Here is a 14,331-nt window from a genome sequence, read left to right as displayed (position 1 = left end):
AAAGCGCTGCCGGGGAGGCAAGCGTGAATAACAGTTTGCAAAGGCCGCCGCCTCTTTTACCATGGGGCCAACACACCTTCAGGTAAGTTAACGTTAAGCAGGGTCTTACTATGGCGTATAAAATTCCATTTCCACCCCGTCAACCTTCCGCTTCTTCCCATCTGCCCCTGACCTTAATCTCGCTGGAAGATTGGGCATTGGTGACGTTGAACGGGCCGGACACAGTGAAATACCTTCAAGGCCAGGTGACTGCAGATATCGACACGCTGCCAGCCGATCGGCACGTGTTATGCGGCCACTGTGATGCCAAAGGAAAAATGTGGAGCAACCTGCGTCTGTTCCACCGCGGTGAAGGCTTTGCCTATCTGGAACGCCGCAGCGTGCTGGACAGCCAATTGGCTGAAATCAAAAAATACGCGGTATTTTCCAAACTCACCATCGCCGCTGATAACGACGCGGTGTTGCTCGGCGTCGCCGGTTTTCAGGCCCGCGCAGCGCTGGCTGACGTGTTCAGCACCCTGCCGGATGCTGAGCATCAGGTCGTGCAAGACGGCGAAACCACCCTGCTGCATTTCGCGCTGCCGGCTGAACGCTTTTTATTGGTCACCACAACCGCCGTTGCCGAGAAATTGGTCGACAAGCTGCACGAGCAGGCAGAACTGAACGACAGCCAACAGTGGCTAACGCTGGATATTGAAGCCGGTTACCCGGTCATTGACAGCGCCAACAGCGCGCAGCTCATCCCACAGGCCACCAACCTACAGGCGCTGGAAGGCATTAGCTTCAGCAAAGGCTGCTATACCGGCCAGGAAATGGTCGCACGGGCCAAGTTCCGCGGGGCCAACAAGCGCGCACTGTACTGGCTGGAAGGCAAAGCCGGGCGAGTGCCGGAGGCCGCTGAGGACGTTGAATTGCAACTGGGTGAAAACTGGCGCCGTACCGGCACCGTACTGAGCGCAGCCAAGCTGGCCGACGGTACGCTGTGGGTACAGGTTGTCCTGAACAACGATCTGGACGCCGACAGCACTTTACGGGTGCGCGATGACGCAACCAGCCAGTTGGCCATCAAACCCTTGCCGTACTCACTGGTGGAAGAGAAATAATACTCAGGCAGCAGGCTCACGCCTGCTGCCTGAGGCTTTACTCGTCCAGTTCGCCGTCCCGCTGCACCAGATAGATCAGCACCAGAATAATGGTGACAAAGAAACGAAATGCGCTGGGCACCCCATTCCATTGCTGCGACATCCACATACCGAACCATTCCCCGCCTACCGACATAAATCCGACCTGCCAGGTCAGAAAACCGATCGTCAGGCCAGCAACCGCCATTTTTTTCTTTCTGTTAAAGGCCACGGCTGGCAGCTTCAGGCCGCACAGCAAGCGCAAACCGCCCACCCAACACAATAATGCCGTCAGGCTTTCTAGCGTAATGATGCCAATGTAGCCAGCGTGATGCAGCCAAGGGGATTGAATGGCGCGGTAGGTGATGGTGGCGTCTGGGAAAATAGTGTCCATCATAAATACATGACGCACAAAGGCGAAGTTGGAACCGTAATCCGTGATATTGCCAAAAGCCACCAACGTGGCAAACAGGGCAATCGCACACACCAACAGCGCTTTGGATAAGCGAACGATCATCGTGATGAGTCCTGAAAAAGTTAACGAATACACCAAAGGTGTAATGGCGGGCTCAGGAACGAAAAAACATGGGCTTGTTGGATACCCGAAAGAAACAAGCGTTTCTTTTCTAACCTAAAAGAAACGCGGGATCAACATGGCATTAACGCAGACCGGACAGCGATCAAACGTACAAATAAATCGCCATAAAATGGCACAGGCTGCCACCGAGTACGAAACCATGCCAGATAGCATGGCCAAAGCGGAAACGCTTAGAGGCATAGAAAATCACCCCCAGGGTATAAACTACACCGCCAACCGCCAATAACGTCACGCCGCCAATAGCCAGCCGGGTCGCCAACTGATAAATCACGATCAGCGACAGCCAGCCCATCGTCAGATAAGTCACCAACGACAAGGCTTCAAAGCGGTGGGCAAACGCCAGTTTGAACAGCACGCCCAACAGTGCCAATCCCCAAATTACGGCCATCAGCCCCTTGGCAAGCGGTGAGTCTAGCCCCACGAGCAGGAATGGCGTGTAGGTACCGGCAATCAAAAGGTAAATGGCGCAGTGGTCAAACTTCTTCAGCCAGTGCTTGGCCTTTTGATGGGGAATAGCATGGTAGAGCGTGGAAGCAAGAAACAGCAGAATCATGCTGCCGCCATAAAGACTGTAACTGGCGATGGCCGTCACACCAGCGCCGCTATCAACCGCCTGAACCAACAGCAATACCAAGCCGACGATGCCGAAAACCAAACCGATGCCGTGGCTGATACTGTTAGCGATCTCTTCCGCCCACGGATAGGCCGCAACGGTAACGTCTTCGGTACCGGCTTTCACTACGCCCGTTTTTCCCATAAAGCACAACCCCTCAAAACACCCAGCATTGTTCGAAATTACCGCAAGGCAGCTTAACTGAGAATAATTTCAGTGTACACGTGTACGCCAAAATAAAACTGTGTACGCGTGTAACCATCGAAATCCCTCTCCCACTGGTCTACAATCGTTCGGCTTCAACCCATCTACCTTGAGGTTTACACCATGTCATCCGCTGTACCCGCGTTAGATTTCGGCTCCATGACCCAGGTCATCCAGTTCCTGATGGAAATCGATAAGTTGAAAAGCGTGCAACGCCGCACCAAAGTGCTGGGCACCCAACGCCAGGAAAACTCCGCCGAACATAGCTGGCATTTTGCTATTGCTGCCCTGAGCCTGGCCCCTTATGCCGGCGAAGGCGTAGATATCCAGCGGGTGATTCAAATGGCGCTGCTGCATGACATCGTTGAGATCGACGCCGGTGACGTACTGGTCTACGATCTGGCGGCACGTGCAGCAATCCATGATGTAGAAGTGGCCGCGGCGCGCAGGCTTTTCGGCATGCTGCCGGACACTCAGCGCGAGTATTTCACCGCTTTATGGCAGGAATATGAAGATGGCGAAACTGCCGACGCGCGCTTTGCGCTGGTGCTGGATCGCACCATGCCGATGCTGATGAACCTGCACAATGGCGGCCAAAGCTGGGTCGAGAACGGCATCAGTCTGGAGCAAGTATTGGCGCGTAACACGACCATCGCTGATGTCCAACCGGAGTTGTGGAAATACCTGCTGCAACATCTGCAGGACGCACAGCGCAAAGGCTGGCTGAAGTAACCCTTTTGCTGCCGTAGTTAGCCGGGTGGTTCCCTCACCCGGCACGCCAACTCGTCGCGGTTTATTAACGTCACTGCATCATACGACGGACCTTCAGCGGCCGCCGGACGCCTCGATAAAGCTGCCGGTGACGTAAGAAGCGGCATCGGATAGCAGCCAGATAACGGCTTCCGCGACCTCTTCCGGGGTACCGCCACGTTGCATCGGCAAGTTGCCCTTAACCCTATCAACACGCCCCGGTTCACCGCCGCTGGCGTGCATTTCAGTGTAAATACACCCCGGCCGCACAGCGTTGACACGAATGCCCTGGCCCGCCACCTCCAGCGCCAGTCCGGTGGTCAGTGTGTCTACCGCCCCCTTGGATGCGGCATAATCGATATACTCCCAGGGAGCCCCCAAACGGGCTGCGGCAGAAGAGACGTTGACGATGGCACCGCCCTGCCCACCATGACGGTGCGCCATGCGTTTCACCGCCTCACGACAGCAAAGGAAATAACCGGTGACGTTGGTGCTCAGCACCTTATTGATGCGCTCTGCCGTGAGTTGTTCAATGCTTGTCTGTTGAAACAAAATGCCGGCATTGTTGACCAGCGCAGCGATTGGGCCAAGGGTCGCATCCAGTTCGGTAAACATCGCCACCACCTGGCTTTCCTCGGCAATATCCGCCCGCAGCGCCAACGCCTGGCCGCCCTGGGATTCAATCTCTGTCACAACGTGTTGTGCGGCGACCTCATCTTTCAAATAGTTAACGCCCACCGCATAGCCCTTCTGGGCCAAAAGCAGCGCGGTGGCGCGGCCAATACCCCGGCTAGCGCCGGTGACCAGTGCAACTTTCGTCATGCTATTCCTTCTCTGGTTGGGGAATCAGAAACTGTAGCTGGCGCTCAGGAAACCCACCCCTGCGGCCTTTTTCTCGACGATCGGGCTGTTCGCCGCATCACCCAACAGAGTATAGATACCGACACCGCCCTGGAAGGCAATTTCCGGCGTCAATTGATAATTCAGCGCGGTATTGAGTATCACCTGCTTCATGCCGCTGCCTGGGCGATAGGCATCAAAAGCGCTATGCTCCGCTTGTTGCTGGGTGACACCGAAATAACCACGCTGATAGCCACTGTTGGCCCACGTGGCGGTCAAATCGGCAGAGAGACTGAGCGCATCGCTTAACGGGTAAAGCGCTGCCACACCCACATCAACATAGGCAGTATGCCCCAGGTCTTCACCGCCGTAGCGACGCGCCTTGGTGGCCTGCATCCCTCTGACATACGTACGAAAGGGTTCGAATTTATAGCTCAGCTCAATACCTGCTTCAAACGCGCCCCCCAAATCCCCCATGCCTTTGAGCCGATTTTTTCGCCCTCCCAACGTTTTAATGTCTTCGTCTCGCCCACCGTCATAACCCGCCAATAAGGCAATGCCGAATGGCCCCGACAACGGCAACTGCCAGCTGGCACCGCCCAGCCCCAGGCTAAAATCTCCCCATGTTGGATTGCCATAACCGGCCTGAACATCGTACAGCGGCACCGCGCTATAAATAGACGCCCCTTGATACAACGGCGCCACCGCGATACCCCCGCTCAGCGTCAACGACGCCTTTGCTTCTTCCTGTGCGGATCCTTGTAAGGGAAATGCCATTAACAACGCCACCGCAGAATAACCCAGGGTATTTTTCACCGTATTTGCCTTATATTTAATGAGGTTTATAGCGCCACCAGGCGGCGCAATTGTTTTTTTATTCGTGGTTTAAAACGACTACAGGCATCTGAAACCACCGTCTGCAATTGGGGCCGCAAGGTTGATGAATGTGGCATTGGGCTATTTACGCCCTGAGCGTCAGCGTGAAAATGCACCGTTAACAGCACGACAAATAAGATCGCGCACAAGCGAATAAATCCGCCGGTGATAGCTAAATGTGACGCATTGCCGGTATGCATGGTGCTTACTCTGCGGTAATGATTGTGCTGAGAAGCCTACCCGAATCACAACGACGTTCCCTTAACGTGAAATTAACGCCAGATTAAGGTTTGCTTAAGAAGGTATGGGCGAAAAGCCGTGCGGCGTTGTCTTCCCCCGACAGTTGTAGTTATATAGCCGCCAGCGTAGTGATATAAACCGGATACCACGTGAACATATTGTTAGTGGAAGACGATCTGCAATTGGGCAAAGCCCTGTGCCGTGCATTGGAGCTGGCTGGATTTGAGCTGTGCTGGGTGCGATTGGTCCATGATGCACAACATAAATTAACCCAAGGCAGCTTCGATTTAATGCTGTTGGATCTCACCCTGCCCGACGGTGACGGATTAAAAAAGCTGATCGAATGGCGCGCCGCCGGACAGAACATTCCGATCATTATTCTGACGGCCCGAGATCGCATCGAAAGCCTGGTCAATAGCCTGGACTCTGGCGCAGACGACTTCCTGGCCAAGCCTTTTGCACTACCGGAATTAATTTCACGCGTGAAGGCGGTGAACCGTCGCATGGCGGGGTTCGCCTCCCAAACCTGGAGCCTGGGCAACCTGTATCTGGATCCGATTAACCACCAGGTCACGCTGGATGGCGAACTGCTGTTGCTATCAAAAAAAGAATACCGATTACTGCATGAGCTTATGCGTTGTGCCGGCACCGTGGTACGTAAGGCCGCATTAGAACAGAGCTTATTTGGGAATGGCGACAGCGTGGAAAGCAACTCCCTCGAGGTGCATATGCATAATTTGAGACGCAAAATCGGTAAGGAAAGAATTATTACCGTGCGTGGCATTGGCTATTTATTAAAAAAAGAGGGCCAGGGATGATCAGTTTTAAATCCTTTTTTATGCGCACCATCATTTTTCAGGTATTGGCGATATTATTACTTTGGGGTGTTTTGATTGGCTGGGCAAAATATCTCTATTTCCCTGACGCAGAAAAATATTTTGATAATCAGCAGCGCCTTGTTGCACGTGGCATTGCCAATATTCTTGATAAAACAGACGTTACCGACCTCAATTATATTAATATTATTAAAGATATCGAAGTCATGTATATCGACTCCATTAAAAACGGTATGCAGGATGAAATAGACTATCGCCCATTACTTGTGGTTTACGATCGCAATAATAAGATTATTTACACCTCCCCACCTCAAAAGGAACCGTTGATTCTGCCACCTTCGGTGCTGTCCGGCACCATCAGCTATGGCAACGTGAAGTGGCATATCGCCGGCAGTTGGAGCGATAAGCAGCAATTTAGGGTGATCGTCGGTGAATCCTTTGACAACCGCACCACCATTTTCGGCAATCCGGCAGAAAGCACGGCCATCCCACTGCTGGTCACGCTGGCTGCAATCATTGTCGCCCTCTTGGTTACGGCCTATTTCAGCCTGCGACCACTGCGGCAAATCGCCAGAATGATCTCTGACCGTAAGCCGGGTAACTTGTCGCCGATAAATGTGCGCGCGCAATATCAGGAGATTCGCCCCATCGTTTTAGAAATTAATAAGTTGATGGGACGTATCGACGCCGCTAACCAGCGTGAAAAACGCTTTATGGCCGATGCGGCGCACGAGCTACGTACCCCCATCGCCGCCGTGCTGGCCCAGTTGCACCTGCTGACCCAGGTAGCTGATAAAACCGAACGCCAGGAGATCATTGAAGATATGCAACACGGGCTGGATCGCGCCGCATCGCTGTCACGCCAACTGATTGACTTGGCCAAACTGGAATCGGAAGACTTCCCACTGAAGATTGAAACGGTGAACATCCACGCAGAAATCAGCAAATGCATTGCCCAGCATGTCCCTTATGCGCTGGAGAAGAACGTCGAACTCTCTCTGGATGGGAGTGAAAATGTGATGATTGAGACCGATCGCCATTCGCTGATTACGATATTCACCAATCTGCTGGAGAACGCCATTAAATATGCGCCAAACGGTGCACGAATCGAAGCTAGCATCCGATCGCTGTCGCCGCTGGGCTGCTATATTACATTGCGTGATAATGGCCCAGGTATCCGTCCGGAGTACCACAAACGGCTGTTCGAGCGCTTTTATCGTGTACCCGGCACGCAGCAGAACGGCAGCGGTCTCGGGCTCGCCATTGCGAAAAACCTGGCTGATAAAATTGGCGCGCAATTGCGGATAACCGAAGGGCTTGATGAGCGCGGCATCGGTTTTATCATTGATCTGCCGGAAAACTACCTTGCACCACGAGAGAATTAACGGACGATGACCCACCCCATTTTGCTGCAACAACATCAACTTGATTTGCTCTGGCAGATCGATCGTAGTGAAGTGATCAATACGCTCTACCGCCTGCAGGATGGCAAGTTACAGCCTTATGCCGCCCATTATGATCTGCAAGGTTGGGATCCGCACGATCGGGAAACCTATGACCCGATCCACGAACACTGCTTTGCGCACGGTGGGCACTTTTTCGCCCTGTTCGAAGAAGAGAAGATCCTTGCAGCGGCCGTGCTGGATACCCTGCCGCGCGGTCCGCGGCAGGACTTACGCCAGCTGCTGTTTTTCTACGTCAGCGCCAGCCTGCGGGGTAAAGGACTGGGCAAACGTCTGTTCAGCCATTGCCTGCACCAGGCCAAACAAGACGGCGCTCACGGGCTGTATGTCTCTTCTATTCCAAGTAAAAACACCGTGGATTTTTACCTGTCGCAGGGTTGCCAGTTAATGACTCAACCCGATGCAGAACTGTTTGCCCGCGAACCGGAAGATATTCACCTGGCCTGCTATAGCAGCCCGTAGCAGGCTGTTTATCTGGCAATGCGGATCACCGAACGCACGTCACTTTTCTTATTGAGATCCCAGACGTCGGCGATCTCGGATAAATCGTGTTCCTGAGTCTCAACCGAGATCTCCCCCGCTGCTGCCAACGCCAGGATCTCACTGGCATATCTCTGCATTTCAGCCACCGGTGGGAAATTACCGGTACCGCTGCCCATGATCTGTAATTGATTACTGCGCAGTACCGCCGCAGGCAACCGAATGTCCGGCCCCGCCATCGAACCAACGTTGACCAAACGGATGCCGCGTCCGCCCGCGTAAGAAGACAAATCGTGGTTATTGAGCGTCGCAAGCAATGCTTCTGTGGCGGGGCCCCAGATGTAATCGACAATAACCTGATAGCCATTGGGTCCCGCGGCGGCAGCGAAAGCCTGCACCAACTCCGCACCTTCCAGTGAAAGATCGACCGTGGCATCCACACCCAATGCATCCAGCACGCTCTGGCGACGGCCGGCGGCGACAATACGGCCCGCGCCAGCCTGACGTGCAGCCGCCACCGCCAGTTTGCCTGAAGTGCCAGTCGCGCCAATAATCAGCACTGTTTCGCCCGCCTGAACCTCAGCGCGCCAGTGCAGCGGCAGCCAGGCAGCGAACGCCGGATTAATCAATGCGGCTGCGGTAGCATCATCCACGCCCTTTGGCACAGGTACGGTCCAGGAAGCCACGGTACGTTCGGCTAACGCGCCATGCGGCTGGCGGAAAGAGGCAAAGTACACCCGCTGGCCGTCGGGTGTATAACCCACACCATCGGTACCCGGCACGATCGGCAGGCGCTTCGGGCTGGAATAATGAGTACCTGCCACCATGGCACGATCGAGCTGTTTAATGCCGGCGACACTCACCGTGACCAGCGTTTCGCCTTCGCGTGCGGTCGGTTCATCCACATTACCGGCCACCGGTGCCTGGCCCAAGACGTTTACAATAGCTGCTTTCATCATTGCTCCTTATTCCGTTCGAGTTACCCTGCGACGACAATAAAAAAAGGACACTGCATCATGCAGTGTCCCTTGAATGTCCGCTTTGCCGAACGTGTTATTCGTATTCGCTCATCGGTACGCAAGAACAGAACAGGTTACGGTCGCCGTACACGTCATCCAGACGCTTCACGCTCGGCCAGTATTTGTTCTCACGCACACCCGCGATAGGGAACACGGCCAGTTCACGGCTGTAGGCATGCTGCCAATCGCTGACCAGCTCAGCCTGAATGTGTGGCGCGTTCACCAGCGGGTTGTCTTCCAGTGGCCATTCACCTTTGGCTACCCGATCAATCTCGCTACGGATAGCCAGCATCGCGTCGATAAAGCGATCCAGCTCCACTTTGCTTTCTGATTCGGTTGGCTCAACCATCAACGTACCCGCCACCGGGAACGACATGGTCGGTGCATGGAAACCGTAGTCAATCAGACGTTTGGCAATATCCATTTCGCTGATGCCGGTCTCTTCCTTCAGAGGGCGAATGTCGAGAATACATTCATGTGCCACGCGGTGATCACGGCCGGTATACAGCACTGGATAAGCCTCTTTCAGGCGAGTCGCTATATAGTTGGCATTCAGAATCGCGACCTGGCTCGCTTGCTTCAACCCTTCCGCGCCCATCATACGGATATACATCCAACTGATTGGCAGAATCGAGGCGCTGCCGAACGGTGCTGCAGAAACTGCGCCCTGTTGGGTTGTCACACCGTCAATTTGCACCACGCTGTGGCCCGGTACAAAAGGTGCCAGGTGTGCTTTCACGCCAATTGGTCCCATGCCTGGGCCGCCGCCGCCGTGCGGAATACAGAAGGTTTTATGCAGGTTAAGGTGTGAAACATCCGCACCGATATACCCTGGGGTGGTGATACCCACCTGGGCATTCATGTTGGCACCGTCAAGGTAAACCTGGCCGCCGAACTGATGGACGATCTGGCACACCTCACGGATGGTTTCTTCATACACGCCGTGGGTCGACGGGTACGTCACCATGATACAAGACAGCTCTTCACCTGCTTGTTCTGCCTTGATGCGCAGATCGTGCAGATCAATGTTGCCATTCTTGTCGCAAGCCACCACGACCACACTCATGCCAGCCATTTGAGCAGAAGCCGGGTTGGTACCGTGGGCAGAGCTTGGGATCAGGCAGATATGACGGCCCGCTTCGTTACGGCTTTCATGGTAACGGCGGATTGCCAGCAGACCGGCGTATTCACCCTGTGCACCTGAGTTCGGTTGCATGCAGACCGCATCGTAACCGGTTAATTGCACCAACCATTGTGACAGTTGGCCGATCATCTGCTGATAACCTGCCGCCTGCTCTGGTGGGCAGAACGGGTGCAGTTCGGAGAATTCAGGCCAGGTAATCGGAATCATTTCCGCAGCGGCGTTCAGTTTCATGGTGCATGAACCCAGTGGGATCATCGCCTGATTGAGCGCCAAGTCTTTACGTTCCAGACGATGCATATAACGCATCATCTCGGTTTCGCTGTGGTAGCGGTTGAAGACAGGGTGGGTCAGGATTGGCTCCTGACGCAGCATACCGGCCGGGATCGACTGGCTGCTTTTGCTCACTGCCGCATCCAGCGCGTCAATGTCCAGGCCGTGGTTGTCGCCGGCCAGCAAGGCGAACAGGGTCTGCACGTCTTCACGTGAGGTGGCTTCATCCAGTGTGATACCTACTGCGCCGTGAATATCGGTGCGTAAGTTGATACCGAAGCTCAACGCGCGCTCCAGGACCGCAGCCTTGTCTTTCACTTCCACGGTCAGGGTGTCGAACCAGGTTTTGTGACGCAGTTGCAGGCCGGCCTTTTGCAGCCCAGCAGCCAAAATGTCGGTCAGGCGATGAATGCGCCCGGCGATACGCTGCAGGCCCTGTGGGCCGTGGTACACCGCATACAGGCTGGCGATGTTGGCCAGCAGAACCTGCGATGTACAGATATTCGAGTTGGCTTTCTCGCGACGAATGTGTTGCTCACGGGTTTGCATCGCCATACGCAGCGCTGTATTACCGGCAGCATCGCGTGAAACCCCAATGATACGGCCCGGCATCGAGCGTTTGAACTCATCCCGACAAGAGAAGAAAGCAGCATGTGGCCCACCGTAGCCCATAGGGACACCAAAGCGCTGCGCGGAACCGAATACCACGTCTGCGCCCTGCTTGCCCGGTGCAGTCAGCAACACCAACGCCATAATGTCAGCGGCCACGCTGGTGACAATCTTACGGTTTTTCAGCTCGGCCAGCAGTGCGCTGTAATCGTGCAGTTCACCGGTGGTGCCAACCTGTTGCAGCAGTACGCCAAACACACCCTGCAACTCCAGTACTTTTTCAGCTTTATCGACGATAACTTCAAAGCCAAAGGTTTCAGCACGGGTGCGTACAACGTCCAGCGTCTGAGGATGTACGTCATCAGCGACGAAGAAACGGTTAGCGTCTTTCAGCTTGCTGGCGCGCTTGGCCAACGCCATCGCTTCGGCAGCGGCGGTGGCTTCGTCCAGCAATGAAGCGGATGCCAGGTCCAGACCGGTCAGATCAAGGGTCACGGTTTGGAAGTTCAACAGCGCCTCAAGACGGCCCTGTGACACTTCCGGCTGATAAGGGGTATAAGCGGTGTACCAGCCTGGGTTTTCCAGCATGTTACGCAGGATCACCGGTGGCGTCAGCACCGCGCTGTAACCCATACCGATATAGGATTTGTAGCGCTGATTCTGAGAGGCAATCGCCTTCAGTTCTGCCAACGCCTGATGTTCAGTAGCCGCATCGCCCACCGGCGGCGGCGCAGGCAGTTGAATGTCTGCCGGCACAATCTGTTGGATCAGCGCGTTGAGCGAGCGTGCGCCCACCGCTTCCAGCAACTGCTGCTGTTGTTCTGCAGAAGAGCCGATATGGCGTTCGATGAACGCTTCGCTGTGTTCAAGTTGGCTGAGTGTCTGAGTCATTGCTACAAATTCCTGAATTCTGGCGTGGTACGGGATATAGCCTGTTCTATAACTAAAACGCCTTCCTATTAAGACCCTAGGTCAAGGCGTTACATACTCAATGGATTTCAAGTTGCCGCGAGGCGACCAGTTTGCTTATCCCCAGTGGCTTACTTTAGTCAGCTACTGGGGTAAGCATGTGCAGATAACAACGCTGCGGCTTGAAAGACGAAGAGTATGCCGATTACTCGTCGATAGAGGCCTGGTAAGCACCGGCATCAAGCAGGTTAGCCAGTTCACTTTCGTCTGACGCTTTAATCTGGAACAGGAAACCTTCACCGTAAGGCTCGCTGTTCACCAGCTCCGGGGAACCTTCCAGTTCAACGTTTACCGCAACGATTTCACCGCTGATTGGCGAATAAATGTCCGAGGCCGCTTTGACAGATTCAGCCACAGCGCAATCTTCGCCGGCGGCCACAACACGGCCCACTTCTGGCAAATCAACAAACACCATATCGCCCAGCAGTTCCTGCGCGTGTTCGGTGATACCTACGGTGTAAACGCCGTTACCTTCTGAACGAACCCACTCGTGTGAGGACGCATATTTCAATTCTGTTGGCACATTGCTCATAGCCAGCTACTCCTTCGAAGAAATAATTTCCCTGCGTCTTTCACACCGCAGCGTTGTTGGCCGCAGCGCAAAATCCATGGGGAATAACCAATAAAAAATTAATGAGTCAGGGGCTTACCGGCACGCACAAACCCAGGTTTGGTGACCTTAACCGGCATTTCGCGGTTGCGGATCTGTACGATGGCCTGTTCGCCGATGCCAGCAGGGACGCGGGCCAGGGCAATACTGAAGCCCAGGGTCGGCGAGAATGAGCCACTGGTGATCACCCCTTCGTGCGTCTGGCCTGCCGCATCGGTGAAACGCACCGGCAGCTCATTACGTAATACGCCTTTTTCCGTCATGATCAAGCCGACCAGTTGCTCGGTGCCCAATTCACGCTGTTTTTCCAGCGCGTCGCGGCCGATGAACTGACGATCTTCCGGCTGCCAGGCAATGGTCCAGCCCATGTTGGCGGCCAATGGCGAAATGCCTTCGTCCATCTCTTGCCCGTACAGATTCATGCCGGCTTCCAGACGCAGCGTGTCGCGTGCGCCCAGGCCCGCCGGCTTAACGCCAGCCGCCAGCAGTTTCTGCCAGAAGTCCACAACCTGCTCTTTTGGCAGCGCAATTTCATAACCCGCTTCGCCGGTATAACCGGTGGTCGCGATAAACAGATCCCCGGCCTGTACGCCGAAGAACGGCTTCATGCCTTCAACGGCGTTTTTTTGTTCTGGGGTAAATAAGGTGCCGGCACGCTCTTTGGCCTGTGGGCCTTGCACCGCAACCAGCGCCAAATCGTCACGCACCGTCAGGGCTACGCCGTACGGAGCGGCATGCTCTTCGATCCAGGCCAGGTCTTTGTCGCGCGTGGCGGAGTTCACCACCAGGCGGAAATAATCTTCAGTAAGGAAGTAAACGATCAGGTCGTCGATCACGCCGCCGGACGCATTCAACATGCCGGTGTACAGCGCTTTACCCGGTTGGGTGAGCTTGGCAACATCGTTTGCCAGCAGGTAACGCAGGAACTCGCGGGTACGGGCACCGCGCAGATCTACAATGGTCATATGGGAGACGTCAAACATACCGGCATCCTGACGCACGGCGTGGTGCTCATCGATCTGGGAACCGTAATGCAGTGGCATCATCCAGCCATGAAAATCTACCATACGCGCACCGCACGCCACGTGCTGGTCGTACAATGGGGTTTGCTTTGCCATCTTTTCCCTCACTCCACAAATCCCCGCAATAATTCAAACCGCCGCGCTGTTGGCTGCTCTTCTTACCCGAATCACCTACTCATGCAAGCTCATCGTGCTCGATCGGTTGCCGCCGCGATACAACTCGAATTATTTAGGGTATTTAACATTACGATGATAGCGCCCAAAGACGGCTAACCGCCGTGACGCAAACGATACCTTTGCCCTGACGTTAGCACCGAACGCCCCCATTAACCATAAGATAAAATAGGTTTGGCGTCGTTCAAGGGCAGTAAAATACCGGGCTAGTGTGCAGAGTTTTTGACTGGAAAAATGCGCTTTAAGGCACAAAACCAACAATTAAAGCACCAAAAATCCAAAGTTATATAACAAACCCACGGTCGGATGCGGAATTTCGACTTTTGATAACCGAACATTGAATTAGAAAAACTAATGCTAAAATTGGCATGAAATTAGATTATTTCAAATGAAGAGTGATATAAGAAAAAGCGATGGGTAAAAGGCGCAGGGTTATGCCTTCGAGAACGACGTTAATGCGGGAAAATGAGGCAGAGAGGCCTGGTGACCTCTC

At 54.4% G+C, this 14,331-nt stretch carries 13 protein-coding genes; 5 read left to right on the top strand and 8 right to left on the bottom strand.

Annotated features, from left to right (window positions below):
• The first annotated feature begins 110 nt into the window (after positions 1–110).
• Positions 111–1,103: a tRNA-modifying protein YgfZ gene (gene ygfZ, locus JOE25_RS23670; protein ID WP_209639619.1), complete on the top strand. Its 993-nt coding sequence runs from the start codon at positions 111–113 to the stop codon at positions 1,101–1,103.
• A 37-nt stretch (positions 1,104–1,140) separates the two neighbouring features.
• On the opposite strand, the gene JOE25_RS23665 is transcribed toward ygfZ, so the two are convergent.
• Positions 1,141–1,638, bottom strand: coding sequence for a DUF2165 domain-containing protein (locus JOE25_RS23665; RefSeq protein WP_209639616.1), 498 nt, complete (start codon positions 1,636–1,638; stop codon positions 1,141–1,143).
• Positions 1,639–1,801: 163 nt separating this feature from the next.
• Positions 1,802–2,476 (bottom strand): hemolysin III family protein, encoded by a 675-nt coding sequence (locus JOE25_RS23660; protein ID WP_209639613.1) that lies wholly within the window; start codon positions 2,474–2,476, stop codon positions 1,802–1,804.
• A 183-nt stretch (positions 2,477–2,659) separates the two neighbouring features.
• Here JOE25_RS23660 and JOE25_RS23655 point away from each other — a divergent pair, with 183 nt between their 5' ends.
• Positions 2,660–3,268 (top strand): HD domain-containing protein, encoded by a 609-nt coding sequence (locus JOE25_RS23655; protein ID WP_209639610.1) that lies wholly within the window; start codon positions 2,660–2,662, stop codon positions 3,266–3,268.
• A gap of 93 nt (positions 3,269–3,361) precedes the next feature.
• Here the strand turns inward: JOE25_RS23655 and JOE25_RS23650 are convergent, their stop codons facing one another.
• A complete protein-coding gene (locus JOE25_RS23650) occupies positions 3,362–4,108 on the bottom strand; it encodes an SDR family oxidoreductase (RefSeq protein ID WP_209639607.1) in 747 nt (248 codons plus the stop codon).
• Positions 4,109–4,132: 24 nt separating this feature from the next.
• Positions 4,133–4,942, bottom strand: coding sequence for a MipA/OmpV family protein (locus JOE25_RS23645; RefSeq protein WP_209639604.1), 810 nt, complete (start codon positions 4,940–4,942; stop codon positions 4,133–4,135).
• 449 nt (positions 4,943–5,391) lie between these two features.
• Here JOE25_RS23645 and JOE25_RS23640 point away from each other — a divergent pair, with 449 nt between their 5' ends.
• Genes JOE25_RS23640 through JOE25_RS23630 form a run of 3 tightly spaced genes read left to right on the top strand, consistent with a single transcriptional unit; the run spans position 5,392 to position 8,003 of the window.
• Positions 5,392–6,060 (top strand): response regulator, encoded by a 669-nt coding sequence (locus JOE25_RS23640; RefSeq protein WP_209639601.1) that lies wholly within the window; start codon positions 5,392–5,394, stop codon positions 6,058–6,060.
• Complete coding sequence (locus tag JOE25_RS23635) at positions 6,057–7,463, top strand: ATP-binding protein (RefSeq protein ID WP_209639598.1); 1,407 nt, start codon at positions 6,057–6,059, stop codon at positions 7,461–7,463. The genes JOE25_RS23640 and JOE25_RS23635 overlap by 4 nt, the downstream gene beginning before the upstream one ends.
• A gap of 6 nt (positions 7,464–7,469) precedes the next feature.
• Complete coding sequence (locus tag JOE25_RS23630) at positions 7,470–8,003, top strand: GNAT family N-acetyltransferase (RefSeq protein ID WP_209639595.1); 534 nt, start codon at positions 7,470–7,472, stop codon at positions 8,001–8,003.
• 8 nt (positions 8,004–8,011) lie between these two features.
• On the opposite strand, the gene JOE25_RS23625 is transcribed toward JOE25_RS23630, so the two are convergent.
• The 4 genes from JOE25_RS23625 to gcvT form a co-directional block, all read right to left on the bottom strand.
• The gene (locus JOE25_RS23625) at positions 8,012–8,977 is read right to left on the bottom strand and encodes a zinc-binding alcohol dehydrogenase family protein (protein ID WP_209639592.1); all 966 of its coding nucleotides are present in this window, start codon (positions 8,975–8,977) and stop codon (positions 8,012–8,014) included.
• Positions 8,978–9,074: 97 nt separating this feature from the next.
• On the bottom strand, positions 9,075–11,954 hold the full coding sequence (gene gcvP / locus JOE25_RS23620; protein WP_209639589.1) for an aminomethyl-transferring glycine dehydrogenase: 2,880 nt from the start codon (positions 11,952–11,954) through the stop codon (positions 9,075–9,077).
• A 223-nt stretch (positions 11,955–12,177) separates the two neighbouring features.
• Positions 12,178–12,564 carry a glycine cleavage system protein GcvH gene (gene gcvH, locus JOE25_RS23615; protein WP_209639586.1) on the bottom strand — a complete coding sequence of 129 codons (387 nt, stop codon included), beginning with the start codon at positions 12,562–12,564 and terminating at the stop codon, positions 12,178–12,180.
• Between the two features lie 98 nt (positions 12,565–12,662).
• On the bottom strand, positions 12,663–13,760 hold the full coding sequence (gcvT, locus tag JOE25_RS23610; protein WP_209639582.1) for a glycine cleavage system aminomethyltransferase GcvT: 1,098 nt from the start codon (positions 13,758–13,760) through the stop codon (positions 12,663–12,665).
• Positions 13,761–14,331: the final 571 nt, after the last annotated feature.

It is taken from the genome of Serratia sp. PL17, from assembly GCF_017832355.1.
Classification (GTDB): domain Bacteria; phylum Pseudomonadota; class Gammaproteobacteria; order Enterobacterales; family Enterobacteriaceae; genus Serratia.
The sequence above is the reverse complement of the archived record's forward strand: the minus strand, read 5'-3'. Positions and strand labels throughout refer to the sequence as shown.